This window comes from Dolomitihabitans soli (genome assembly GCF_022213955.1).
Taxonomy (GTDB): Bacteria; Actinomycetota; Actinomycetes; order Streptosporangiales; family Streptosporangiaceae; genus Streptosporangium_A; species Streptosporangium_A soli.
This window is the reverse complement of sequence record NZ_JAKNTW010000002.1, coordinates 656,587-682,289: the sequence shown is the minus strand read 5'-3', so window position 1 is coordinate 682,289 and position 25,703 is coordinate 656,587. Positions and strand designations below refer to the sequence as shown.

At 69.4% G+C, this 25,703-nt stretch carries 20 protein-coding genes; 8 read left to right on the top strand and 12 right to left on the bottom strand.

Translation table 11 applies throughout. From position 1 onward, the window contains the following. Nucleotides 1-3 precede the first annotated feature (3 nt). The gene (locus MBA17_RS07840; RefSeq protein ID WP_238495606.1) at nucleotides 4-1,026 is read left to right on the top strand and encodes a 2-hydroxyacid dehydrogenase; all 1,023 of its coding nucleotides are present in this window, start codon (nucleotides 4-6) and stop codon (nucleotides 1,024-1,026) included. Between the two features lie 221 nt (nucleotides 1,027-1,247). Here the strand turns inward: MBA17_RS07840 and MBA17_RS07835 are convergent, their stop codons facing one another. After that, complete coding sequence (locus MBA17_RS07835; protein ID WP_238495605.1) at nucleotides 1,248-1,442, bottom strand: hypothetical protein; 195 nt, start codon at nucleotides 1,440-1,442, stop codon at nucleotides 1,248-1,250. 135 nt (nucleotides 1,443-1,577) lie between these two features. On the opposite strand from MBA17_RS07835, the gene MBA17_RS07830 reads away from it, so the two are divergent. Continuing rightward, the gene (locus MBA17_RS07830; protein WP_238495604.1) at nucleotides 1,578-3,731 is read left to right on the top strand and encodes a WD40 repeat domain-containing serine/threonine protein kinase; all 2,154 of its coding nucleotides are present in this window, start codon (nucleotides 1,578-1,580) and stop codon (nucleotides 3,729-3,731) included. Nucleotides 3,732-3,853: 122 nt separating this feature from the next. Here MBA17_RS07830 and MBA17_RS07825 read toward each other — a convergent pair whose 3' ends face one another. From MBA17_RS07825 to MBA17_RS07790, 8 genes are all read right to left on the bottom strand, one after another. Further along, on the bottom strand, nucleotides 3,854-5,608 hold the full coding sequence (locus MBA17_RS07825) for an ABC transporter ATP-binding protein (protein WP_238495603.1): 1,755 nt from the start codon (nucleotides 5,606-5,608) through the stop codon (nucleotides 3,854-3,856). Further along, nucleotides 5,605-7,128 (bottom strand): ABC transporter transmembrane domain-containing protein, encoded by a 1,524-nt coding sequence (locus tag MBA17_RS07820; protein ID WP_238495602.1) that lies wholly within the window; start codon nucleotides 7,126-7,128, stop codon nucleotides 5,605-5,607. The genes MBA17_RS07825 and MBA17_RS07820 overlap by 4 nt, the downstream gene beginning before the upstream one ends. Nucleotides 7,129-7,323: 195 nt before the next feature. Beyond that, nucleotides 7,324-8,532, bottom strand: a complete 1,209-nt coding sequence (locus MBA17_RS07815; RefSeq protein WP_238495601.1) for a cytochrome P450 — start codon at nucleotides 8,530-8,532, stop codon at nucleotides 7,324-7,326. Between the two features lie 386 nt (nucleotides 8,533-8,918). Further along, a complete protein-coding gene (locus MBA17_RS07810) occupies nucleotides 8,919-9,680 on the bottom strand; it encodes an ABC transporter permease (RefSeq protein WP_238495600.1) in 762 nt (253 codons plus the stop codon). Beyond that, entirely contained in the window at nucleotides 9,677-10,498 is an 822-nt protein-coding gene (locus MBA17_RS07805) for an ABC transporter ATP-binding protein (protein WP_238495599.1), read from the bottom strand. The genes MBA17_RS07810 and MBA17_RS07805 overlap by 4 nt, the downstream gene beginning before the upstream one ends. Next, nucleotides 10,498-10,911, bottom strand: coding sequence for a DUF1048 domain-containing protein (locus MBA17_RS07800; protein WP_238495598.1), 414 nt, complete (start codon nucleotides 10,909-10,911; stop codon nucleotides 10,498-10,500). Before MBA17_RS07800 ends, MBA17_RS07805 begins: the two co-directional genes overlap by 1 nt. A 2-nt stretch (nucleotides 10,912-10,913) precedes the next feature. After that, entirely contained in the window at nucleotides 10,914-11,243 is a 330-nt protein-coding gene (locus MBA17_RS07795) for a PadR family transcriptional regulator (RefSeq protein WP_238495597.1), read from the bottom strand. Nucleotides 11,244-11,524: 281 nt separating this feature from the next. Beyond that, a complete protein-coding gene (locus MBA17_RS07790) occupies nucleotides 11,525-12,868 on the bottom strand; it encodes an FAD-dependent monooxygenase (protein ID WP_238495596.1) in 1,344 nt (447 codons plus the stop codon). A 101-nt stretch (nucleotides 12,869-12,969) separates the two neighbouring features. Here MBA17_RS07790 and MBA17_RS07785 point away from each other — a divergent pair, with 101 nt between their 5' ends. Then, a complete protein-coding gene (locus MBA17_RS07785) occupies nucleotides 12,970-14,595 on the top strand; it encodes a beta-N-acetylhexosaminidase (RefSeq protein ID WP_238495595.1) in 1,626 nt (541 codons plus the stop codon). Nucleotides 14,596-14,844: 249 nt separating this feature from the next. On the opposite strand, the gene MBA17_RS07780 is transcribed toward MBA17_RS07785, so the two are convergent. Continuing rightward, complete coding sequence (locus tag MBA17_RS07780) at nucleotides 14,845-15,354, bottom strand: hypothetical protein (RefSeq protein ID WP_238495594.1); 510 nt, start codon at nucleotides 15,352-15,354, stop codon at nucleotides 14,845-14,847. Between the two features lie 729 nt (nucleotides 15,355-16,083). On the opposite strand from MBA17_RS07780, the gene MBA17_RS07775 reads away from it, so the two are divergent. Further along, nucleotides 16,084-17,298 carry an FxsB family cyclophane-forming radical SAM/SPASM peptide maturase gene (locus tag MBA17_RS07775; RefSeq protein ID WP_455432719.1) on the top strand — a complete coding sequence of 405 codons (1,215 nt, stop codon included), beginning with the start codon at nucleotides 16,084-16,086 and terminating at the stop codon, nucleotides 17,296-17,298. Next, nucleotides 17,295-18,611, top strand: a complete 1,317-nt coding sequence (locus tag MBA17_RS07770; RefSeq protein ID WP_238495593.1) for an HEXXH motif domain-containing protein — start codon at nucleotides 17,295-17,297, stop codon at nucleotides 18,609-18,611. Before MBA17_RS07775 ends, MBA17_RS07770 begins: the two co-directional genes overlap by 4 nt. A gap of 72 nt (nucleotides 18,612-18,683) precedes the next feature. Here the strand turns inward: MBA17_RS07770 and fxsT are convergent, their stop codons facing one another. After that, entirely contained in the window at nucleotides 18,684-21,164 is a 2,481-nt protein-coding gene (gene fxsT / locus MBA17_RS07765; protein ID WP_455432718.1) for an FxSxx-COOH system tetratricopeptide repeat protein, read from the bottom strand. A gap of 351 nt (nucleotides 21,165-21,515) precedes the next feature. On the opposite strand from fxsT, the gene fxsA reads away from it, so the two are divergent. The 3 genes from fxsA to MBA17_RS50305 all read left to right on the top strand — a co-directional run bounded on the left by fxsA (nucleotide 21,516) and on the right by MBA17_RS50305 (nucleotide 24,600). Continuing rightward, nucleotides 21,516-21,713, top strand: a complete 198-nt coding sequence (gene fxsA / locus MBA17_RS07760; protein ID WP_238495591.1) for an FxSxx-COOH cyclophane-containing RiPP peptide — start codon at nucleotides 21,516-21,518, stop codon at nucleotides 21,711-21,713. 152 nt (nucleotides 21,714-21,865) lie between these two features. Then, nucleotides 21,866-22,759 carry an SIR2 family NAD-dependent protein deacylase gene (locus MBA17_RS07755; protein ID WP_238495590.1) on the top strand — a complete coding sequence of 298 codons (894 nt, stop codon included), beginning with the start codon at nucleotides 21,866-21,868 and terminating at the stop codon, nucleotides 22,757-22,759. Then, the gene (locus MBA17_RS50305) at nucleotides 22,756-24,600 is read left to right on the top strand and encodes an nSTAND1 domain-containing NTPase (RefSeq protein WP_238495589.1); all 1,845 of its coding nucleotides are present in this window, start codon (nucleotides 22,756-22,758) and stop codon (nucleotides 24,598-24,600) included. Before MBA17_RS07755 ends, MBA17_RS50305 begins: the two co-directional genes overlap by 4 nt. Here the strand turns inward: MBA17_RS50305 and MBA17_RS07745 are convergent. Next, on the bottom strand, nucleotides 24,584-25,594 hold the full coding sequence (locus tag MBA17_RS07745; RefSeq protein WP_238495588.1) for a pentapeptide repeat-containing protein: 1,011 nt from the start codon (nucleotides 25,592-25,594) through the stop codon (nucleotides 24,584-24,586). The genes MBA17_RS50305 and MBA17_RS07745 overlap by 17 nt on opposite strands. Between the last annotated feature and the right edge of the window lie 109 nt (nucleotides 25,595-25,703).

Below are 25,703 nucleotides of genomic sequence, written 5' to 3'. Positions count from 1 at the left end.
GTTGTGACGATCCGAGTCCTAGCCGCCGGCGACCACTTCGTCCTGAACCGGCTCCTCATCGACGCGCTCAGGCGCGAGGTGTCCGTTGATTTGGACGTGCGGGAGCTCACGCTGCCCTGGCCGATCGTGCCCTTCGGCCGGGTGGCCGAGGTGGACGAGGCGTCCGACGTGGAGGACGAGCTGATCGAGGCGCTGCGCGGAGTCGAGATCTGCGTGACCCAGATGGCTCCGCTGACCGAGCGCGTGCTCGCCGCCTCACCCGACCTGCGGCTGTTCTGCGTCGGCAGGGGCGGGCCCGTCAACGCCAACCTGAAGGCGGCGAGCAGGGCCGGGGTCGCGGTGACCTTCGCTCCCGGCCGCAACGCCGCCGCCACCGCCGAGCACACCCTCGCCATGCTGCTCGCCGCCACCCGCCGCATCCCGGCGACCCACGGCGACCTGGCGGCGGGCACCTGGTCCAGCGACTACTACAGCTACGACCGGGTGGGGCCGGAACTGGAGGGCAACACCGTCGGGCTGGTCGGCTACGGCGCGATCGGCATCAGGGTCGCCAGGATCCTCCGCGGCTTCGGCGCCCACGTGCTCGTCTACGACCCCTACGTGAACCCCGGCGGGCTCGACCCCGCCGTCCAGAAGGTCGAACTGGACGAACTGCTGGCCCGTTCCCGGTTCCTCTCCCTGCACGCCAGGGCCACCGCCGAGACCACCGGGATGATCGGCGCCGCCGAACTCGCCGCGCTGCCGCCCGCCTCCGTGGTCGTCAACTGCGCCAGAGGAGCCCTGCTCGACTACGAGGCCCTGTGCGACGCCCTCGACTCGGGCCACCTCTTCGCCGCCGCCCTCGACGTCTTCCCCCAGGAGCCCATCCCCGCCGGCTCCCGCCTCCTCACCACCCCGAACCTGGTGATGACCCCCCACCTGGCCGGCGCCAGCCGCGAGACGGCCGCCAAGGCCGCCCAGATCATCGCCGAAGAGGTCGCCCGCTACACCCAGTCCCAACCGCTCCGCCACGTAGCCAACCCCTGACCTCATCTTTGTGTCGTACGGCAAGCCACCTTGGCGCCCCCCCGCCGTCGACGGCGGGGCTCTGCGGGTTCCCATCGCGGAGGTGTGCGTGGTTGCGCGTCGTATGACCCGGCCGTTGGCCATGTTCTTCGGGGAATGGTGGCCGCGTTCGGTCAGCGCGGTGCGGCCGGGGGACACGACGCAACCCAGGTTGTGGCGCGGTACCGGGAGTGCCGGTGGCGTCAGGAGCTTTCGAGGAGGCGGCGCTTTTCCGATTCGAGGGACTCGATCAGGGCGCTTTGCTCCTGTATGCGGGTGAGTTCCGCGCCGGCGTCGCCGGCGTCCTTGGGGTCGTCGTTGCGTTCGCCCAGTTCGTCGCGGAGGACGGACAGTTCCTGCTCGATCTCGCGGAGGCGACCGGTCGCATCGTCAGCCATGGGTCTCCCCTCTCCGGTTACCGTCACTGGCGTTCCCCTACCCCGCACGAGGCACTTCAAGGCGACTGAAAGCACGGGCGGGCAGGATGAGGCCTGTGCGCCGGGGCGGTCGTCCCCCGGGTGGAAAGGAAGTCGATGCCTGGTTCTCCGTTACGGCCGGGAGATCCCGCGCTCGTCGGGCCGTACCCGATCGTGGGCAGGCTCGGGCAGGGCGGGCAGGGGGTCGTCTACCTCGGTGAGGGACGGACGGGCGAGCCGGTCGCCGTCAAGGTCCTGCACGTCAGTCACGCGGAGCGGCCTGACGCGCGGCGGCGCTTCATCCAGGAGATCGAGGTCGCCAGGCAGATCGCCGAGTTCTGTACGGCCCGCGTGCTCGACGCCGGTGAGACCGCCGACTCCCTCTATGTGGTCAGCGAGTACATCGAAGGGGTGTCGCTGCAACGGAGCATCGAGGAGGAGGGGCCGCGGGCCGGGGCGGTGTTGCAGCGCATCGCCGTCGGCACGGTGACCGCGCTGGCGGCCATCCACCAGGCGGGCATCGTGCACAGGGACTTCAAACCGGGCAACGTCCTGCTCGGGCCCGGTGGACCCCGAGTGATCGACTTCGGGATCTCCCGTGCGCTCGACGCGTCCGCCGCCATCACCAGCGGCGCGATCGGCACGCCGACGTACATGTCGCCGGAGCAGATCGGCGGGAAGCGGGTCGGGTCGGCGTCCGACGTGTTCAGCTGGGCGATCACGATGGTGTACGCCGCCACGGGGCGGCCCGCTTTCGGCGACGACAGCATTCCCGCCGTGTTGCACCGCATCCTGTCGGCGGAGCCCGACCTGTCGGAGGTGCCGGAGAGCATCCGCCCGCTGCTCGCCCGGTGCCTGTCCAAGAACCCGGAGTCCCGGCCCACGGCCGCCGAGCTGCTTCTCAAGCTCATCACCCACACGCCGCCCGCCGACGACCACCCCTTACCCCCGATCCCCTTACCCCCGGCTCACGCACCGGTCCCGGACCCGCTCCGACCACCGGATCCGACGCCGCTTCAGCCGCCGGTGCACGATCCGGCTCCAGGCGCAGATCCAGGTCCCGGTCCTGTTGCGGCGTCGGGCCCTGTTGCGGCTCGGGGGCCGGTTCGGACGATGGGACGGGAGGAGCGGGCGTGGCGGGTGCGGCGGCGGGGGCTGGTGACGGGGGCGGTGGCCGTGGCGGTCGCGAGCGTCGCCGTACTGGCGGTCACGTGGCCGGCCACGCGGGGCGAGGTCCGAGCCGACCCGGTCACCGTCGTCAGCGCCGGGCCGAGCGGCACCCCGTCCCCGACTCCCAGCACACCGCCGACCACCGAGCCGGCCGGGATCGGGAAGGTCACGGGACGGGCGGTCGGCGGACCGTTGCGGGGGCACACCGACGCGGTGAACGCGGTGGCCGTCGCCCGGGTCGGCAAGGCGCAGGTGATCGTGTCGGGGTCGAGGGATCGCACGTTGCGGCTGTGGGACCTGGCGACCCGGAAGCCGCTCGGCACACTCACCGGCCACACCGGCTGGGTGCGTTCCGTCGCGACGATCGAGCTGGACGGCAAGCCCGGCGCGGTCTCGGCGGGCGACGACGGGAGCGTTCGGCTGTGGGACCTCGCGGCGCGCAAGGCGATGGGAAAGATCAACACGGGCGGCCCGGTCTTCTCGGCCACGGCGGCCACCGTGGACGGGAAGCCGATCGCGGTGACCGGCGGACGCGACGGGGACGTACGCGTGTGGAACCTCGCCACCCGCAAGGAGATCGGACGCAGCCGGAGGGCGCACGAGGGAGCCGTCTTCGGGGTCGCGTTCGCGGACATCCGTGGGGAGACGGTGGTGCTGACGGCGGGCGCCGACAGCCAGGTGCGGAAGTGGCGGATCGAGGACGGCAAGGGGCAGCAGGTCACCCAGCACGGCAGCCAGGTCTCGGCGGTGACGACGGCCGAGCTGAACGGCACGACCGTGGTGCTCTCCGCAGGCGGGGACCGGAAGGTGCGCGTGGAGGACCCGATCACCGGTGGCGAGGCCCGCGAGCCGTACGCGGAGCACACGGGGTGGATCTACGCGCTGGCGGTCGTGCGCGCCGGCAAGGGCGTGGTCGTGGTGTCGGGCGGCAACGACGGCACGGCCCGGGTCCACGACCTGGCCACGGGCGAGACACTGGGCCGGCCCTTCAAGGACCATGATCACAACGTGGAGTCGGTCGTGGTCGCGGAGTCCGGCGGCCGTCTCCTCGCCATCACCGGCGGGGGCGAGGGCAACGTGCGAATCTGGCGGATCACCTGAGTCCGGCTCCACGGAGGTCGGTCGGGTGCCGCGTGGACCTTCGGCCTGTTCGCCGGGGAGCACGAACCGCCCGCGTCCCGATCCTCCGGCGCCGAGGTCTGACCGTGCCCCGGCTTCACCGGTCAGCGCTGCGCAGAATCGTGTTCGGCGCCGACACTCCGCGAGCCGTGCCACGACCTCCACAGCGCCTCGTACACCCCGCCCGCCGCGACCAGCTCGTCGTGCGCTCCGACCTCCACCACCCGGCCGTCGTCCATGACCACCACCCGGTCGGCGTCGCGGGCCGTGTGCAGGCGGTGGGCGATCGCGATGACGGTCCGCCCCTCCAGGACGGCGGCGAGCGAGCGTTCGGCGCGCCTGGCCGTGCGGGGGTCGAGCATGGCGGTGGCCTCGTCGAGGATGACGGTGTGCGGGTCGGCCAGGATGACCCTGGCCAGGGCGAGCTGCTGGACCCGGTCCGGGCCGAGGGTGGCGCCGGACGACTGGGACCCCAGCTCATCGTCGAGCGAGGCGACCCAGTCGGCGCCGACCGCCGCCAGCGCCTTGCCCAGGCGGTCGTCGCCGGCCGTCGGATCTGCCAGCAGCAGGTTGTCGCGGACGGTGCCGAGGAACAGGTGCTGTTCCTGGGTGACCAGGACGACGTGCTCACGGAGTTGGGCGGGGGAGAGGTCGGCGACGGGCACCGAGCCGACGGTGACCGTGCCCAGGCGGGGGCGGTCGATGCCGGCCAGCAGCTTGCCCAGGGTGGACTTGCCGGCTCCCGAGGGGCCGACGACGGCCAGGCGCTCGCCGGGCCGTACGGTCAGATCGACGCCGGTCACCACGTCGTCGGTGTCTTCGTAGGAGAAGTGCACGCCGCACGCCTCGATGCGGTCGCCCTGCGGCGCCGCGGCGGCGACCTCTTCCCGCGCCGGTGTCGCGAGGCCCTCGATCCTGGCGAAGGAGGCGCCGCTGCTCTGCAGCTGCTCCAGCCAGATCAGGATCGTCTCGATCGGCTGGCCGAGCTGGCGAAGGTAGAGCACGCAGGTGACGACCGCGCCCAGCGTGACCTGGCCGCGGTCCAGGAGCACCCCGCCGAGCAGCAGTACCAGCACGGGCGGCAGGAGCGAGGAGACCTCCACCGAGGGCCAGAGCACGCCGCGCAGGAAGAGGGTCCGCAGCTGGGCGGCCCGGCTGCGCTCGATCACCCGTTCCGCCGCCCGCGTGCGCTTGGCCTGCAGGCCCAGGGCCTCGATGGTGCGGGCGCCCGCGGCGTTGGCGGCCAGGTGCTCGGCCAGCTCCGAGCGGGCGGCGCCTTCCTCCAGGTAGGCGGGGCGGGCGCGGCGAAGGTACCAGCGGGAGGCGGCCCCGATGCCGGCCAGCGCGAGCAGGCCGCAGGCGCCCAGGGCCGGGTCGACCAGGAAGACGGCGACGATCAGGAAGAGCGCCTGCAGGCTCGAGACGAGGATCGCGGGGGCGGCGTCGCGCAGGGTGCGGCCGACGACGGCCACTTCGGTGGTTCCGCGGGCGGTCAGGTCGCCGGTGCGGATGTGCTCGACCGTGGCGGCGGGCAGGGCCAGCACGCGGTCCAGGAGTTCGGCGCGGATGTGTTCCTGGACACGCTCGCTGAAGCGGGTGCCGATCTTCTCGGCGTACCTGGACAGGACCAACTGGGCCAGCGCCGCGCCCACGGCGATCGCGGCGAGCAGGTCGACCGTGTCCCCGGCGCTGATGGAGTCGATGATGCGGCCCAGCAACCACGGGCTGACCAGCGCCGCGGCCGCCGCGAGGCTGTTGAGCAGCAGCGTCGCGGTGAAGCCCGGCACGTCGCGCCTGACCAGGCGTAGGGCGGCCCGCCGTACCTGCCGGCGGTCGGCGATGGGCAGGTCGCGGTTCATCCGAGCACCGATCGGTAGGCGGGGGTGGACTCCATCAGCTCGCGGTGGGTGCCGGAGGCGGCCACCCGCCCGTCCTCGATGAACAGCACCTGGTCGGCCTGGGCGAGCAGCAGCGGCGAGGTGGTGGCCACGACCGCCGTACGGCCGGCGCGTGCCGTACGGAGCCGCCCGGCGAGGAGAGACTCGGTGTGCGCGTCCAGCGCGGAGGTGGGCTCCACGGCCAGCAGCACCTCGGGCTCGGCCACCAGAGCCCGGGCCAGGCGCACCCGCTGACGCTGGCCGCCCGACAGGTTGCGGCCGCCGGGTTCGATCATCGAGTCGAGCCCGTGGCGCAGCCCTGCGACCACGTCCTGCGCCGCGGCGATGTGCACGGCCCGGTGGATGGCCTCGTCGTCCGCCTCGCCCCGGCCCTGGAGGACCTCGCGAAGCGTGCCCGCGAACAGGGCGGCGTCGTGGTCGGCGATCAGGGAGGTGCCGTCGAACCCGCCCAGCCCTTCGAGCAGCGCCACGCTCTCCTCGGGCCGGGCGCTGACCAGCCCCACCAGGCTCCCCGGCGCGACCTCCGGCCCGGCGGGCCGGGGCCGCTCCTCGGCGCGCAGCGCGAGGAAGCGGGTGACCTGGCGGGCGGCGACCAGGCCGTGGCTGATCTGGAAGCTGCCCTCGATGAAGGAGGAGACCGGCACCACCAGCACGGCGATGTACCCGTATACCCCGACCAGCTCGCCCACCGTGATCGTCCCCTCGGCGGCCAGCCGGGCGCCCAGCCAGGTGACGGCGGCCAGGAACAGGGCGGGCAATCCCACGCCCAGCGCGCCGATCCAGCTCGTCAGCGACGCCACCCGGTAGCCCTGCTCGCGCAGGCTCGTCGAGTCGGCGCGGTACCGCTCGGCGTAGGTGCCCTTGCCGCCGAAGGCGTTGAGCACCCGCAGCCCCTCGATCAGGTCGACCAGGCGGGTGGTCAGCCTGCCCTGGTTCTCGCGGTAGTCGTTCTGCACCTTCATCAGCCGCCCGAGCAGCGGGCCGAGCAGGATCGCCAGCAGCGGCACGCCCAGCAGCACCACCACGGCCAGCACCACGGAGACCTGCAGCAGCAGCGCCGCCACCACGCCGTAGCTGATCACCGCGCCCACGCCGGGGCCGGTCACCGTCAGCGAGGCGGCGATGGTGATGACGTCGCCGATGCCGATCGTCACCACGTCGCCCGTCGAAGCGCGCTTGGGCAGGTCGGCGCCCAGCTTGTTGATCTGCTCGACCAGGGCGCGCACGGTGCGGAAGTTGGCGTCCATCCGGATCTTGGTCATCGTGCGGTGCCGCACCATCGCCAGCCAGGCGTTGACCAGGCCCGCGCCGAGCAGCGCCAGCACCCAGCCGGGCGCCAGGTTGTCGTCGATCGCCCTGGACAGCAGGTACGGCGGGAGCATCAGGCCCACCATCCAGAGGGTTCCCAGCGTCGCGCCCAGCGCGACCCGGCCCTTCTGCGCCCAGGCCAGCCAGCACAGATACCGAGCCGCCGTCTTCATGGCGATCACGTTAGAGCATGGCTTTGGCGTCTCTTTGCCCGCCCTGGAGCGGCCGTTCGTAGCGGCTGACCCAGGTGATCGGTCCCTCCTTGTGGCGCTGCCCGGGTGCGCCCGTGACGGCGACGTCGCCACGGGCGCACCGCAGGCGATCAGCCACAGCGGTGGTGCGCGCCCGCGCCCGTCACCGGCTCGTGGTCAGGCGTCCCAGGCGACCGGGAGGCTCTTGACCCCGTAGATGTCGGCGGTCTCCGGGCGCAGGGCGACCTCTTCAGCCGGTACGGCCAGCCGTAGCGTGGGGAAGCGGTTGATCAGCGCGGGGAGCGCGACGCGCATCTCGACGCGGGCCAGCTGCTGGCCCAGGCACTGGTGGATGCCGTGGCTGAAGGCCAGGTGCCCGCCGTCCTGCCTGCGCAGGTCGAGCACGTGGGGGTCGGTGAAGCGCTCGGGGTCGCGGTTGGCGGTGCTGAGAGACAGGATGACCATCGTGTCGGCCTTGATGGTCTGGCCGCCCAGCTCGACGTCCTCAAGCGTGACCCTCGCGAACTGCTTGCCGACGCTCAGATACCGCAGCAGCTCCTCCACGGCCCCGTCGGTGAGCGCGGGGTCGGCGCGCAGCGCCGCCAGCTGCGCCGGGTTCTGCAGCAGGGCGAAGGTGCCCAGCGCGAGCATGTTCGCGGTGGTGTCGAACCCGGCCGACAGCAGGATCAGGGCGATCCCCCGCAGCTCCTCATCGGTCAGATCGCTGTCGAACAGGTCGCTGAGCACGTCGTCGGTGGGGTTGGCGCGCTTGGCGGCCACCAGCTCGGCGAGGTAGTGCTGGGTCGCGGTGTAGGCCGCCATCAGTTCCTCGTCGCCGACCTCCCCGCCGAGGAACTTGTCGATGTTCTCTTGGAAGGAGCCCCGGTCCTCGTACGGCACGCCCAGCAGCTCACAGATGATGACGGCGGGGATGGGCTTGGCGAAGGCGGTCACCAGGTCCGCCGACGGCCCGGCCTTCTCCATGGCGTCCAGGTGCTCGGCGGTGACCTGCTCGACGCGCTCGGTGAGCTGCCGCATCCGCCGGACGGTGAACTTGCCCACCAGCGGTTTGCGGTAGCGGCCGTGCTGGGGCTCGTCCATGAGGAGGAACTCGCCGGGCGGCGCCGGAGGGACCTCGATGTCGCCGTAGTCGACCAGCGGGTGGTGGCTCATGAGTTCCCTGCGTGAGCTGAACCGCGAGTCGGCCAGGACCGCCCGGACCAGGTCGTAGCCGGTGACCAGCCAGCCCTGGTGTCCGTCGGGGAAGGGGAAGCGGCTGATCGGGCCGTGCTCGCGGGCCTCGATCAGCTCCTTGGGCGGGTCGAAGGGGCAGCCGGGCTGACGCGACGCCGGCATCGGCGTGATGGTGTGGAGGGATTCACTCATGGCTCTTCCTTCATCTCGCGATAGTACGTGTCTAATGTTGCTCGAAAGCTACGTTGCATTCAGATCGATGTCAATCGGCCGAAAGGCATTTTTCCAGGTGTATGGCGACAAATTGATGCAATTACGCTGGGCGTGAACGCAATGCCGCGTTGCAATGAATGGCGGCCAGGTGAAGGCTGGCGGCGTTTCCGCATTTCACCGAGGTGGGGGCCGTATCAAACGCCTGGAACGAAGCGAGACCGGTTGCGGGCGTGCGAGCGGCTACGGCAGGGGTCGGCGGTACTCCGCAGGACGACCGCCTGGTATCTGCGCCGGCTGTTCAAACCCGTCTTCGAGGTCGGGGGCGCCTCGAGCACGATCTTGTCTGTGTCTGCCTTGCGCAGGCTCTAGGAGATCTTGCGGCGGTAAGTGGTCATGGCGAAGATGTACGCGACGATGAGGAGGCCGACGCACCAGGCGAGGGCGATCCAGATGTCGGTGCCGACCGGCTGCTGGGTGAACAGGTCGCGGATGGTGTTGACGATGGACGTCACCGGCTGGTACTCGGCGAAGACGCGCACCGGGCCGGGCATGGTGTCGGTGGGCACGAATGCCGAGCTGAGGAACGGCAGGAAGATGAGCGGGAAGGAGAACGCGCTCGCGCCGTCCACGGACTTCGCGGACAGACCGGAGATGACGGCGAGCCACGTCAACGCCAGGGTGAACAGCATCAGGATGCCGGCGACCGCGAGCCACGCCAGCACTCCGGCGCTCGAGCGGAAGCCCATCAGCAGGGCGACGAGCACGACGACCACGAGCGAGATCAGATTGGCGACCAGCGAGGTCAGCACGTGCGCCCACAGCACGGACGACCGCGCGATCGGCATGGACTGGAAGCGCTCGAAGATACCGCTCTTCATATCCGTGAAGAGCCGGAACGCGGTGTAGGCGATGCCCGAGGCAACCGTGATGAGCAGAATGCCGGGCAGCATGTAGTTCACATACGAATCCGACCCTGTTTTGATCGCGCCGCCGAACACGTAGACGAACATCAGCATCATGGCGATCGGCATGATCGCGGTCGTGACGATGGTGTCCACGCTGCGCGAGATGTGGCGCAGGGATCGTCCCAGCAGGGTGGCGGTGTCGCCGAAGAAATGCTTGCTCATCGTTGTTCCCTATTCGTCCGTGCCGACGTTGCGGTCATGGCCGGCGTGCCGTTCTTGCCGTCGTCACCGACGAGCGTGAGGAAGACGTCCTCAAGGGTCGGCTGCTTCTCGACGTATTCGACCTTGGCGGGCGGCAGCAGTTGCTTGAGCTCGGTGAGGGTGCCGTTCACGATGATCCGGCCCTCGTGGAGGATCGCGATCCGGTCGGCGAGTTGTTCGGCCTCGTCCAGATACTGCGTCGTGAGCAGCACCGTCGTACCCCGGTGAGCGAGTTCCTTGACGGTCTGCCACACTTCGATGCGCGCCTGGGGGTCGAGCCCGGTCGTCGGCTCGTCGAGGAAGATGACCGGCGGATTGCCGATGAGGCTCATCGCGATGTCGAGGCGGCGGCGCATGCCTCCCGAGTACGTCGACGCCTTCCGCGCGCCCGCGTCGGTCAGCGAGAAACGCTTGAGCAGGTCATCCGCGATCTTGCCCGGATTGCTGAGGTGCCGCAGCCGGGCGACCAGCACGAGGTTCTCCCGCCCGGTGAGGATCTCGTCGACCGCCGCGAACTGTCCGGTGAGGCTGATGGACTCCCGCACGTCGGCGGCCTGCGTGGCGACATCGAAACCGTTGACTCGGGCCGTCCCCGCGTCGGCCTTGAGCAGCGTGGACAGGATCTTCACGACCGTGGTCTTGCCCGCCCCGTTCGAGCCGAGCAGGGCGAAGATGCTGCCCCGCGCCACCTCGAAGTCCACGCCGCGCAGCACCTGCAGTTCCTTGTACGACTTCTTCAGGCCCTGCACATGGATCGCCTGGGCTTGCTGTGCCGTCATCAGACGGTCCTCTCTTCATTTCCGGTGTCTTCGCCGGCGGCGCGCGCGATGGCGCTGGTGAATCGGTCCCGCTCCCGGCTGATGTACCGGCCCACCGAGTAGCTCTGCACGAACGCCTCGACGAACTCCACGGGGTCCTCTCCGAAGATCTCGCGGATCGGGGTTCCGTCCGCCGCGCTCTGCTCGAACAGATCGGCGAGGTCCTCGAACATCAAAGCCGCGTCGGCGCCGTCCCCCGGCCCGAAGTGCATCAGGTACCGCTCCAGCGCTTCGACTGCCGTGCGATAGTTCTCGGGAAGGTTTCTGATGCGCGCCTTGTACTGCCGCCAGCGCCTCTTGTCCTCGAGCGGTCCGGTGACCACCTCCAGGTACTGCCGATAGCGGCTCTTCGGCTCGTTCGATCCTGTGTCCATGGCTAGTTACCTCCTTCGCGGAGCTGTTCGAGCCGTTCCGCGAGGAAGCTCCAGGTCCTCCAGAACTCTTCGAGATATTCGCGTCCCTGAGCGTTCAGGGAATACACCTTGCGTGGCGGCCCCTTCTCGGACGGGATCTTCTCCACGTCGACCAGGCCGCGCCGCTCGATCCTGACGAGCAGCGCGTAGATGGTGCCCTCGGCGATGTCGGAGAAGCCCTGATCCCGCAGCCGCGCCGTGATCTCGTAGCCGTACGCGGGCCGGATGGCCAGGATCGCGAGGACGATGCCCTCCAGCGTTCCCTTGAGCATCTCCGTCACCTGCTTGCCCATGGGACACCTCCTTTCAGCTACTCAATGTTGCTGACTACCAGTACACGGTAACACTGACTACTGGTATCTAGCAACACTGAATAGCTGAGGCACAAGCCGGGGCCGCAAGCGTGTGGATGCGGGCGGGGCGCGACCTGGGCAAGGGTCGGCCACCCTCGGCGTGGAGGTGGGCACGCGCCCGGCGTCAGCGAACGCTCACGCGAGGACCGCGTCGAGCAGGACTCGCGCCGGTTCGCGCGGGTGGGAGGACATCCCCCGGTGGGCGGCCACCCCCCACCAGGTCAGCCGTACAGCCACTTGATGTGGCGGTGGTCGTCGAGGGCGCGGGTGCGGAGCAGTTCGTCGCGGAGGAGTCTGGCTGTGCCGTCGGCGTGCCAGATGTCGCCCCAGATTCTGGCTCTGCGCTGGACCTGGGCGGTTCGGGGGGATCTGCGGGTGACGTAGGCGGCGAGGGCGGCGGGGAGGTCGCGGGTGGCGGTGAGGGACTCCGCGAGGGTGACGGCGTCCTCGATCGCCTGGCAGGCGCCCTGGGCGAGGTACTGCAACATGGGGTGGGCGGCGTCGCCGAGCAGCGCGACGCGTCCGCGGGCCCAGGCGGCGATGGGCGGGCGGTCGTACATCGGCCACCTGTTGTCGCGCCCGAGCAGGGGGATCGCCTCGCGGACCCGCGCGCAGCACCGGGCGAACCGCTCGTCCAGCTCGGCGGGGTTCCCCCAGTCGTCCTCGCCGCGCTCGTGGCGTTCGCTGCGGAAGACCGCGACCAGGTTGCGGAGGCCGCCCGAGCGGAGCGGATACTGCACGAGATGCAGCCCCGGCCCCACCCAGGCGACCACGTCCCGCAGGTCGGCAGGCCGTCCGGGCGGCTCGCGGTGCAGGTCGAGATGCCGTCCGGGCGGTTCGGGGTGCGGGTCGGAGTGCCGGCCGGGCGGCTCGCGGTGCGGGTGAGCGTGTTGCCCCGGCGGTTCGGGGTGCGGGCTGGGGTGTCGCCCCGGCGGTTCGGGGTGGAGGTTCGTAAGTCGTCCCGGCGGTTCGGCGGGAAGGTCGGGGTGCTGTCCTGGTGGCACGACGGGGACGGCGCCGCGGTAGGCGACGTAGCCGGAGAAGACGGGGGAGTCGTCGCTGAAGGCCGTCCGGATCGTGGAGTGCAGCCCGTCGGCGCCGAGGCCGGCCGCGCCCTCGAAGGTCCGCCCGTCGGCGCACTCGGCCACCACCCGGTCGCCGCGGTCGGCCAGCCGTACGACCTCGGCCCCCGTCTCCAGGGCGACCCCCGCCTCCCGGCACGCCCGGTGCAGGATCCGCAGGAGGTCGGCACGGTGCATGACCACGTACGGCCCGCCGTACCGCTCGGGGAAGTCGGTCAGGTCCAGGGCGGTCAGCTCGTCACCGTCGAGCGCGTCGGCGAGGACGAGCCTGCGCGGCAGGACCCCGGCGGCGACGACGGCGGTGAGGACGCCGAGCCGGTCCAGCAGGCGGGTGGCGTTGGGGGCGAGCTGGATGCCGGCGCCTACCTCCTCGAACGCGGGCGCGCGTTCCAGAACCCGGGTGGCGTGCCCGGACGCGGCGAGGGCGAGTGCGGTGGCGAGGCCGCCGATGCCGCCTCCGGCGATGAGGATCTCCCGCTCCATGTTCCGGACATTACGGAGAAGATCCAGCAGATGGAACACCTCTTGACATCACCGGTCACTCCAGTGGCTAATTGAGGCATACAAATTATGGACTCCATCGTATGTCGAGAGGACATCTCGTGCTGCTGCCCAAGCCCGCCGTACTGGAGACCGCCGAGGGTCGTTTCACGCTCGACGGGACGACGCCGCTGGCCGCTGTGCCCGCGTTCGACCGGGCGGCGGCCTGGCTGCGCGGCGCGCTCGGACCGGCCACCGGCTGCCGCCTCGAAGCCGGTCCGGGCGGCATCGAGATCGTCCAGGCCGAAGGACTGCCGGCGGAGGGTTACCGGTTGACCGTACGGCCCGGCCTGGTCCGGATCGAGGCGGCCGACCCGGCCGGCGCCTTCTACGGCGCGCAGACGTTGCGGCAACTCCTGCCTCCCTCGGTCTTCCGCGCCGGGCGGGTCGGCGACGGGCCGTGGACGATCCCCGCGGTGACCGTCGAGGACGCCCCCCGCTTCGGCTGGCGCGGATGCATGATCGACGTCTCCAGGCACTTCCTGCCCAAGCCCGACCTGCTCAGATACGTCGACCTGCTCGCCGCCCACAAGCTGAACGTCCTGCACCTGCACCTGACCGACGACCCCGGCTGGCGCCTGGAGATCAAGCGCTACCCGAAGCTCACCGAGGTCGGCGGGTGGCGGCGGGAGACCTCCGTCGGCTGGCGGGGGCTGGGCCGTTTCAACGGGCGCCCGTACGGCGGCTTCTACACCCAGGACGACATCAGGGAGATCGTCGCCTACGCCGCGGACCGTTTCGTCACGGTCGTCCCGGAGATCGAACTGCCCGGCCACTCCAGGGCCGCCATCGCCGCCTACCCCGAACTCGGCCACGGTGACCAGCCGCTGGAGGTCGCGACCTCCTGGCACATCACCCAGAACGTGCTCAACGTAGAGGACGACACCATCGCCTTCTACAAGGGGATCTTCGAGGAGGTTCTCGACCTGTTCCCCAGCGCGCACATCCACATCGGGGGCGACGAGGCCCGCAAGGAGGAGTGGCGCGAGAGCCCGGTGGCCCAGCGGCGCATCCGCGACCTCGGCCTCGGCGACGAGTACGGCCTGCAGAGCTGGTTCATCCGCCAGTTCGCCGACTTCCTCACCGCCCGTGGCCGGAAGCTGTACGGCTGGGACGAGATCCTGGAGGGCGGCGCCCCTCCCGGCGCGGTGATCGCCTCCTGGCGTGGCAACTACGGAGCGGTGGCCGCGGCGAGGGCCGGGCACGACGTGGTGGCCTGCCCCAACACGGAGGTCTACCTCGACTACCGCCAGTCGGAGCGCGCCGACGAGCCCACCCCCGTCGGCAGCGTGGTCTCCCTGCGCGACGTCTACGACTTCGAGCCGGTCCCCGCCGAACTGGCAGGCACCCCGGACGCCGCCCGCGTGATCGGCGGCCAGGCCAACCTGTGGACCGAGTACATGGACTCCCCCCGCGTACTCGACTACATGGCCTTCCCCCGCGTGTCGGCCCTGGCGGAGGCCCTGTGGAGCGGCCCCGAGCGCGACTACGACGACTTCCTGGTACGGCTGGCGGAACACGAGCGCAGGCTCGACGCCCTCGGCGTGGAGTATCGCCGGCAGGACGGCCCCCGACCCTGGCAGACCCGACCGGACGCCCCGGGCAACCCCCGCGACCGGGCCGACGTCGAGGCCGGCATAGCCGAGATCACCCGCAACATCAGGGGCTAGCCATCGCAGGAAGGACACCCAGTTCATCCCGCGATGGGGGCCTGGGGCTTTGACCTGGTTTGGAGCCACCACTCCGGCTTTCTAGGTAAAGATGTTTTCATTTATGGCGCTTTGGTGCTTGCGCGCGAGATACATCCGTATAACGGTTCATCGTGCGGTGACAACAAGCCAAGCCATTTCCTTATGCTCGTCTTCGCACGACGTTCTGGGCGGGCGGGGCCTAACCTCCGCCCAGAACTCATCGATGGTTCAGCAGGATGCCTTGCCTGGTCCCCGCTGTACCGTCCGCGAGATGAGCGCACGCTCATGATCGGGCGGCATCGCCTGGGCGATCCACCACGAGTGCCCGGCGATGTCGCCCGCGAAATGGACCAACGCGGTCTCCATCGCGATCAACATGATGGTGAACTTGCCGGGGATGTCGATGTCGGCCGTGAGTGAGGCGACGGTGCTCCACTGGCCCTCGAGGGGTGACAGTGGGATGAACCTGATTCCTGCCCGCGCCCTCACATGGGCAGGCGGAATAACCGCCAAGACCAACGTCATCCCGGAGGCCGGAACTCCTGTCCCGCGCACGAAGGTGCACGGTTCAAGGCTTTGGCTCCCGTCTTCCACCGGCTCGATGATCGCGGACGGCTCCGCTGCCGCCGGATCGGTGAAGCCGATGTCCTTTACCAGTTGGATCACCGAGATGGCGAGTCCCGCCACTATCGCGAAGGCGGTGAACTTTTTCCACCCCTTCCGCCAGAGGATCTTCATGGGAGAGGGTCTGGTCGACGCCGTTGTCTGATCAGACATACCTGATATGCCCTTCCTTTCCACTAGGTTCTGGTGTGTGTGAGGACACACAGTAGTGCGGGGGTCAAGGTTCAGACAAAGCAACCCATCAAACGCGGCAAATGGGCGGGCTGTCAGTAGCGAGCATTATGCATGGTGCTGAAATGTCGGCTGGTTTTACTCGCGAGTAGCTCCGCAAACGTCACTAATGATGCGATAGTGCCCAGATGTGTCTTGAATGTCGCGCTTTGGCGATCATCATTCGATGGCGCGGATCGCTGGATAGTGCTGATCGACTTCTGCTGACTCGTCTACGGCAAGGTCCAGCCACCGCACTGCCCGGTGTCCGCGGGTCATCTACCGCGCCGGCGCCGCGCGATGGGCGGCGATGACGGCCCGAGGACGATGCATGAGCAGCCGGCAAGGGCCGTCACCGATCTCGCGCACCCGGTAGTTGGGCGCCGGCTGCCCAGCTCCCGGCCCTGGCCGTCACGGCTGGTACTACGACCGCCGGTCGGCGGGAAGGGCTTCGGAGAAGTTCGAGAATGTCCCCAGTCGCCCTGGGGCGCCTGCCAGCTGCGTGCTAATTCGTGACGTGTCATCGGGTGGGAAGGGTCGCTCGGGCGTTATCATTTCTGCGTCTATCACACGGCAGGGGTCCGCTCAAGCCCCTCCTTTCTTGCGTGGCTGGGGGGCTGGTCCGGCTTGTCAGTGGCTATCGGGCCACCGGAGCGCTCCCCACGTGCGCGGCTGGATATCAGGGCGCTCCAGGCGGAGGGCTGGCGGCCCAGCTCGTTCCGCCAGTTCATCGTGAAGATCCATAGCAGATGCGATCTGAGCTGCGATTACTGTTATATGTACGAAATGGCCGACCAGAGTTGGCGGAATCAACCGCGCAAGATGTCCGAGGCCACGGTCGGCCAGTTGTCCGCCCGGATAGCGGAGCACGTCGAGGCTCATGGCCTGTCGTCGATCCAGCTGATTCTGCACGGGGGCGAGCCCCTGCTCGCCGGGCCGGAACTCATCGCTCACACCGTCGCTGCGGTCAGGCAGGCCGTCGGCCCCGGCGTGGCGGTCGGTGCGAGCGTCCAGACCAATGGAGTACGTCTCGACAAGGCCTTCCTGCGCCGGTTCGACGACCTGGGGGTCCGCGTAGGGGTCAGCCTGGACGGCACCGCCACCGGCCACGACCGTCACCGTCGCCGCCCCGACGGCCGGGGCAGCCACTCCGCCGTGGTCACCGGGCTCTCGCTGCTCTCAGCCGAGTATCCACACCTGTTCGGCGGCATCCTGTGCACCATTGACGTTCGGAACGACCCGGTGCGCACCTACGAGGCGCTGCTCGGCTTCCAGCCGCCCGCCGTCGACTTCCTGCTCCCACACGGGAACTGGGTCCACCCGCCGCCGTTCCTCCCCGACCCGGCGGCCACGCCGTACGCCGACTGGCTGATCGCGATTTTTGACCGCTGGTACGGAGCGCGTCGCCAGGAGACCGAGATCCGGCTGTTCGCCGACATCATCCACCTGTTGCTGGGCGGTGAGTCGGCGGGGGAGGCGGTGGGGTTGGCTCCGGCCCGGATGGTCGTGATCGAGACCGATGGCGGGATCGAGCAGTCCGACACGCTGAAGGCCGCATACCAGGGTGCGCCGGCGACCGGGTTCCACGTGGCTCATGACACCTTTGACAACGTGCTGCTGCACCCGTCTCTCGTGGTGCGGCAGATCGGTGAGCGCGCCTTGGGCGGGGCGTGCCTGACGTGCCCGGTCAGGCGGGTGTGCGGTGGCGGACTGTACGCCCACCGTTACCACGGGGAACGCGGCTTCGACGGACCCTCGGTGTTCTGCCGTGACATGTTCCACCTCATCACCTATATCCACCATGTGGTCGGGCGCGACGTCGCCGACCTGCTGGAAGGGCGCAGATGACTCTCGACTACCACAAGGTGACAGATGAGGCATTCCACGCGCTGGCCGCGGGAGGCGGCGGGGGTGCGGCGGTTAGCTCTCTCGCCTCCGCGCAATACAGCAAGCACCTACTGCTGATCAGGGGAGTGGTCAAGGTGGCCACGGACGCGGGGCACCCGCATGCCACCTGGGCCAGGGAGGGGTACGACCTGCTCGCAGGTGTGCAGGCGGAGAGCCCAGAGGCGGTGGACGGCGTGCTCCGCCATCCGGCGGTGGGCGCATGGGCATGGCGCACGCTGCGGGCACTGCACGCGGACGGCCGCGCCGCGGCGCAGGACCCGGCCCGGCTGTGCTCGGTCGCCGCCGCTGCCGCGATCGCCGCGGGCACGCGTTGCGCCATCGCCGTACCCGCCGAAGGGGCTCGCGTCATGCTGCCCTCGCTGGGCCAGGTGGTGCTACCCGCTGGGGCGGACCGCGCCCACGTCAGTTGCGACGGCGGGGCGGCCACCGTCACGGTGGGAGGCTTCACGACCGGCGTTCCGATGGCCGGGCGCGGCGACACTCCGCACTGGCAGGCGCTGCGTCGCTTGTCGGCGACCGCCGGCGGACTGACCATCACGCTGATCGTCGACGACCTCGACCCTTTCCGCATGCCGGGCGGCCGTGTTACCGGCCACCGTCTCGCCGAGCAGGAGCTGGCCGTATGGCGCTCACACCTGTGGGAGGCGTGGGCCGTGCTCGCCGAGCACCACCGGACCACGGCTGAGGAGCTGACCGTCGCCTCCCGGGTGCTCACCCCACTCGCCTCCACGCCCGGCGACCAGATCAGCGGCAGCTCACGGGAAGCGTTCGGCTGTGTGGCGCTCTCCACGCCGGAGAACGCGCTGGCCTTCGGTGTCACCCTGGCCCACGAGATCCAGCACGCGAAACTGTCCGCTCTGCTGGACGTCGTCCCGCTGCTCCTCTCCGACGACGGGCGCCGCTACTACGCCCCCTGGCGGAGTGATCCCCGCCCGCTCGGCGGGTTGCTGCAAGGGGCCTACGCCTTCCTCGGGGTCAGCGGATACCTGCGCAGGCAGCGTTTTCTGGAACAGGGAGATACGGCGTTGCACATGCACGCCGAGTTCTCTCGCTGGCGCACGGCCGCCGAATCCGTCGTCGACCTCATAGCGGAAAGCGGCCGACTGACCGACCGTGGCAAACTGTTCGTCGCGGGTATGGGTGAGATGCTGAGGTCCTGGCGGGACGACCCCGTCCCGGCCGACGCCACGGCGCGCGGACGCGCGGAAGCCGCCCGCCACCTGGCCGAATGGCGGGCCCGTAACGCGATGTGACGCGCTTGGCGCGGACGCCACCCGCCACCGGGCCGAATGGCGGGCCCGTGACGCGCGGCCCGGCTCGGCCGGTCAGATCGGCAGCGGGTCGAAGTCGCAGTCGAAGCGGTGTCCGAGGAGCACGACCTCGGCGTCTGGATGGCCGAGTCCGACTGTCCGGTCGAAGGCGTTCCTGGTCTCCTCGAAGAGCTCGTCCGCCTCGTCCGTCCGCCCCTCCGCCCGCAGGTCGAGCACCATGTTGCCGGCACAGGCGAGGGTCAGCGAGTAGTTCTGGGTCAGCAGCGCCCGCAACCGAGGCAAAGTGTCCTCTCCGATGCGCAACGCCTCAGCCGTGCGGCCCAGCGCCGCCAGATCGCTGGCGAGGTTGATCGCGCAGGTCAGGGAGAGATGATGGTCGCGCCCGAGCCGCCCGTCGAGCACCGCGAGCGCCCCGGTGTTCCTGGCGTGGGCCTGGTCGGGTTGGCCCTGCGCGCGCAGCAGGAGCGCGAGATTGCCGATGCACCCCTGAGTGTAGGGATGGTCGTCACCGTAGACGTGGGGGCACAACAACAGCGTCTGATTCACGATGCTCATGGCCTCGTCGATCTCGCCCATTCCCCGCAGCGCGTTCGACAGGCTGATCGCGGCGGCCATTGTGTCGGGATGGTCGGCGCCCAGGACTCTGTCCAGCCTCGTGTAGGCGTCGCGGGCGAGTTCCTTCGCCTCGTTGATGGAGCCGGCTCTGCGCAGCGCGATGGATAGATCCTTGACCGTGCGCAGTGTCCAAGGGTGCTCGGCGCCCAACTCCTGCACCCCGTAGGCGTGGGCGTCCTCGCCGAGGTCGCGCGCCTCGGCGTAGTCGCCGCACAGCCGTACGGCGCGGGCCAGGGCGTTCCACGACGTCAGCACGTCGATCTGCAAGATGCTCTTGCCGCCCTCCCGTTGCCGCAGGTAGGTGGCCTCGTGTAAGTCCCTGGCCGCCCGGTAGTCGCTGTTGAGGCCGTGGTCGATGGCGAGGTTGTGCATGGCGCGAAGAGTCTCGCCGTGCGCCCTGCCGAAGACCGTCTCGTGCCGGAGGCAGAGCTCCTCGTCGAGTTCGCGGGCGGCCTGGAAGTCGCCCTTGGCCCGCAGGTCGGCCGCCAGCCCTTGGGACAGGACCAGCGTCTGTTCGTGGTCGGGGCCGAGCACCTCGTTCATCCTGTCGAGGTTCGCCCGGTCGATCTCATAGGCGGCGGCGTAGTCGCCCATCTCGCGCAGGACGCTGCCGAGGTGGCGGCGGGCGATCAGCACGTCGAGGTGGTCGGCCCCGGAGTCCTCGGTCCACTTTTGCAGGAAGGCGTTGAGGAAGGAATGGGAGAGCTGGTAGCTGCCCGACCGGTAGAGGTAGTAGACGATGTTGTGGCCCAGCAAACGCACCGAGGCGTCGTTGCACTGGGCGACCCCGGCGGGCGTGATGTGGGGCAGCAACTCGGTGTACTTCGGCCAGGCCACCGCGTCGTTCGGGTCTCCGAGAGAGGCGCCGGCGAGTAGCAGGTGCACCTCGTGCCGGTACAACTCCTGCTCCTCGAAGGGCAACTCGGCGCGCAGCAGGGCCTGGATCAGCCGGTGCACCTGGATGGTTCGCGCGGTGCCGTCGATTCGGGCGAGGGCGAAACGCCCGAGTTCCTTGATGGCCCGGCTGAGCAGGATCGGGTTTGACAGGATGGCGCGCAGGCCAGGGCTCATCACCTTGACACCCGGCAGGAAGACGTCGCGCGGGATGGGGTCGGGGCCGAAGAACGCGCAGCAACGCAGCAGTTCGACGGCCTCGGGCAGCCGGTCGGTGAGCCGGGAGACGGACAGCGCCCAGGCCGCGGTCATGGACAGCGGATACTCCATCGGCTTGCTCTCGGCCAGGAGTTGGTCGGCCCGCTCGGACAGCAACCGGAGGTACTCGTCCACGGACATGCCGGTCTCAGCCTGGAGGGCGCCGGCCTGCTCCAGGGCCAGGGGGAGATCGCCCAACTCCTGGGCCAGCCTGGTCGCGTCGTCGAGGTCGATGGCCTTCGACACCCGTTTGTGCAGGAACTTCAGGCTCTCCTCGCGGCTGAAGACGTCGACCGCGACCGTGTCCACGACGGCCTGCCAGCGATGGTTGCGCGAGGTGATGAGCACATGGCCGGGACCGTGCGGAATGATGTCGGTGATGTCCTCGGGTTGGTCGGCATTGTCGAAGATGAGCAGCCACCGCGCGTACGGCTCGCCGCGGCGGAGAGCATCGAGCACGGCGCTCGCGGCGTCCTCGACGCCCGCCGTACCGGCGTCGGGCAGGCCGAGCGGTTTGGCGAGCGCGGCCAGCGAGGACTTCACCAGGAGGGACTGGTCGGCGGAGATCCACCAGACGACGTCGTACTCGTCGCGGTAGCGATGGGCGTACTCGATCGCCACCTGGGTCTTGCCGACGCCGCCCATGCCGTGCAGGGCGTGTGGCAGCACGGCGGTCACGTCGGTGGCGATGCTCTCGCGCAATCGTTCGAAGAGTCTTTGTCGGCCCGTGAAGTTCACGTTCCTGGTGGGGATCTTTCCCCAGACCACGGGCGCCCTTCCGGGTGGCCGCGCCGACTCGGCCGACTGTGAAACGGTCACATTCCGCCTCCGCGTTTCCTCGTGACACAGCCCCCCTGTACCGACATCCTAAAGGTTGACCGGCATGGGGGCATGCATAGAGGACATCTAGCCTTTTATTTCTCAGGGAATGCGGAAAAAGGTAGCCTGGAGGAAGGTGGCGGGGTTACACTAATCCCTAATTCCGGGTATCCGTAAAGAAACGGTTAGGCGGGGTTGGCCGACCACGGATATTCGGGCTCAGCGTCAGACGGCTGTGCTTGGCGTCCGACTTCGGCGGCCGGTCGGAAATCACGATGATGGCGATAAGGAGCCGCTCGCATGAGAGATGATCCTACCGAGGCCGACATTCTCATCGACATCTCCGGGCTTTCGCTTCGCGATCTTGCCTTGATCGACGACTCCAGCCTCGCCTTGGGGCTTCGCCGCCTGCTCGATCCGAGCCGGGGCGATACGGAGCCCATCGCCGGCTTCAACCAGAGCGTCGACCGCGTGCCGGACCCCGGCGCGAACGACTGACAACGCCCAGGCCACCGGGGGTTCGGCCAGGGGCTCCTGCGTACCTGTCCCGTCGTCCCGGTACGCGGCGATCCCACCGCCGGTGACTATTCCCGAACCGCTTCCCAGCAGCGGATAATCGGGGACACCTCTTTCCCTATATGGAGCCCGCGATGGATGAGAGCGACTGGCATCGGCTCATCGATCAGTTGCGGAACGGTGACTGCACACCGCTCATCGGGGCGGGTTCGACCGCGGGTCTGTTGCCCACCGGTGGCGAACTCGCCGCCAGGTGGGCCATCACCTATGACTATCCGTTCGCGGACAAGAACAACCTCGCCCGGGTCATGCAGTACGCGGCTGCTCAGCACGACACCACCTTCATCAAGGAAGGTGTCAGCCTGAGTCTGCAGGACGAGTCTTCGCCGGACGCCGCGAATGCGCTGGGTATTCACGAAACGCTGGCGAATTATCCTATATCCGTCTACCTGACGACAAACTATGACAATTTCATGGTAAAGGCGTTGGAGGCCGCCGGGAAAAGTGTTCGGCAGGACGTCTGCCGGTGGTACGAGGACATCGTATTCCCTTTCGAGAGCGCGGCCTGGCGGGCCGGCGACGACGACAGCGATCCAGGGGCCGACCGGCCGCTCGTCTACCATCTGCACGGCCACCTGAGTTCGCCGAAGTCGCTCGTGCTGACCGAGGACGACTACATCGAGTTCCTGGTCAGAGTGACCGAGGACCGCGCCGCCGGGGGGACCGGCCTGTTACCCGCGAGTGTCCGCCGTGCCCTGATCGACAAGCCGCTGCTGTTCATCGGGTACAACGTGAGCGACTGGACTTTCAAGTTCTTGTTACGCGGCCTGTTGAACGCCCCGCTTCAGCTGCGCAGACGACGCAACGTGGGTGTCTTCGTGCCCGCCGCGAACTCCTCGCCAGAGGCTCGAACGAGCATGGAGCGCTATTTCGCGCACTATCTCAGCGACCTTCGCATATCAATATTCTGGGGAACCGCCGCGGAATTCTGCGACGAGCTTCGGGCTCGGACGGAGGGCCACAGGTGACCCTCCCCGCCGGCCGCGCCCAGCCGTACATCGGCCCGCGGCCGTACGGCTGGCGCGACCGCTCGGTCTTCTGCGGGCGAGCCCGCAGAATGATCCTCGACATCCGCGACAAGTGGACCGCCAGCCGGATAGTGGCGGTGTACGGCCCCGCCGGATCGGGGAAGTCCTCGTTGCTGCACGCCGGGATCATCCCGGCGATCGACGTGGACTCGGTCGAGCTGCTGCCCGTCGGACGGGTGGCCCTTGGTCCCGGCGCCGCCGCCCCGGCGCAGGGACTCGGCAACGTGCACGCCTGCTCGCTGCTGTCGTACTGGTGCCCGAAGAAGTCCGCGGCCCAGCTCCGCAATCTCACGCTGACCGACTACCTGCGCGGCGTCTCGCGCCCCAAGGACAAGTACGGCGACAACGTCACCATACTCGCGGCCATCGACCAGTTCGAGGAACTGTTCACCGCTTACCCGAGCCACTGGAAGCAGCGCGGGGTCTTCCTCGACCAGCTCTTCACGGCCCTCGACGAGTTGCCCGAGTTGCACGTGCTGATTCTGCTGCGCGAGGAGCACCTGGCCGACCTGCTCGCGTACGAGAAGGACCTGCTCAAGCGTCACTACGAGCGCCAGCGACTGCTGCCGCTCACCCGTGACGAGGCGCGTGAGGCGATCGTCGGGCCGCTCGACGGACACGGCCGGTTCTTCGCCACCGGCCTCGACGAGCGACTCGCCACCGAGTTGTCGACGATCTACTACGACGACAGCCTGGGCTCCCTCGCGCCCGTGCCGACCGACACCGTCGAGCCGATGCGGCTGCAGACCGTCTGCGTCACGTGCTGGGATCAACTGCCGGGCAATCTGCGGCAGATCGAGGCGCACCACCTGCCCCGGATCGGCGAGGCGAGAACGGACCTTTACGCCTGGTACCGGCGCAGGACCGAGGCGGCCGCCGCCGACCTGTCGATGCCCGCCGCGACGTTGCGGCGCTGGATCGCGGCCGCCTTCGTCGACCAGGGCGGCGGAGCTCGCTACGCGCTCAGGGGCCCCGCGGCGACGCGCGGTATGCCCAACCGCATCCTCACCGCGCTCGTTCACCACCAGGTGCTCGCGGCCCACCACCATCTCGGCTGCCTGTGGTACGGCCTCAACCACAGCCTTCTGGTGGCGCCGGCGCAGCGGGCCGCGGCGGCCGAGCAGGGCGTGTCACACCCGATGGACCGGCATCTTCTCGCCGCCGAGGACGCCTGGCTGCAGGGTGCCGTCGAGGCGGCCAGGCACCGGTGCGAACTGGGACTGGACATCGTGCCGGAGACCGTCGCTGCCGGCGACCTGCACGCCCTGCTCGGCCTGATGGCCGAGGTGGAGGGCGTTGACGACCAGGCGGCACGGCACTATCGGATCGCGCTCGGCCAGGCTGAGGCGGCCGGCGACAAATTCCGGCAGAGCGGTATGCTCACCGCGCTCGGCACACTCGCCGCCGGCGTGGCCCGGCACGACGCGGTCGGCCGCGCGCAAGCCGGGTCCGACCGGTACGGCGAGGCCGTCCGTCTGCACACTCGGGCTGTGGAGCTGAGCCCGGACGACCCCACCCCGATAAGGGCGCTGGGTGCGTGTCTGGCCGAAGCGGGCAGGCCGCAGGAGGCCCTGGCCGCCTACCGGCGCAGCCTCGCCATCGATCCGGACAGCTTCGAGGCGCTGCTGGAGTGCGCCAAAGCCCTCGACGCCATCGCTGACTACCCTCAAGCGCTGCAGGCCGCCGAGTCGGCCGCCGCGCTCGCCCCCGACCACGTGGTCGCCAAGGAGGTGCGGAGGCTTCAGGACGATCTGCGCAAACGGCTCAGCCGCCAGGCGTGAGCCACTCCCGGGGGAGGCTCACGTCAGGGCTTGACCGTCCTACCGTGACCACGCCGGCCGGGGGAGTCCCCGTCGCGGCACGGAAGTCCACCTCCGCTCCGGAGAAGGACGCGCCGTCGAAGGAGACGAAGTCTCCGACGAATTTCGCACCGGCAAAGGAAACGCGTCCATGGCGGAAATCCGAGCCGATGAACGTCACTCGGCCGCCGGAGAAAGTCGCCCCGTCGAATCGGACATCCCCGCCGCCGAACCCGGCACCGTCGAAATCGGTGCGAGGACCCCGGAAAATCGCTCCCTCGAAACTCGTCCGTCCTGACCGGAACTCGGCGCGTGTGAAGCCGACCGCGCCATCGAAGACCACGGCGGAGAGATCACCGCCGTCGAACACCGCCTCGGTGAAGTCGAAATCGTGCTTCCGCCACGGCACGGCCGCGCCCGTTCGCAGGTGCGCCGCGATGCACCGGATCACCGTGTGCCGCACCTGCCGGTCGGACCGCCCGCTCGCGCCGTCCTCGTCATGCTCCTGCGGCATACGAAGGTAGGCGCACAGCACGTCGATGCATGTCTGGCGAAGTTCGTGGTTCGGCGCGTCGTCAGCGAGCCCGGCCAGGCCGTGCACGCCCGCCAGTCGTACCGCCGCCCTGTCGTGGCCGAGTTTGTCGGTCACCGTGGAGAACCGCTCATTGAACAGTGCGGTCGCCTCGCGTGACTCCGCCGCCTCGCTGACCCGCTGCCTCCGGTAGGTGGTGACCAGTGCGACCAGGCCGCCGGCCCCCGCCACCACCGCGAAGGCGATCTTCAGCAGGTCGAACATGGTGGCGCCCGAGAGTTGGGCCTCGGGTTTGACGGCGGTGACGCCGAGAACCCGCACACCGACCAGGATGACACCGGTCAGGGCCGCCGCGGACGCCAGGGTGGCGAGGCTGAACGCGGCCCACATGGACAACAGCCGCGGGCCTGCCGGACGTGTGGCGGCCCGGACCCTACGAGGCATGGCCCGAGCATACGCACTCGCCCGGCCACGGAATGGAGAAATGATTCTTCATGTTTTTCAGCCGGTCCATAATGATGGTTCCAGGACCCCGGAATTTCGGCCATGGAGG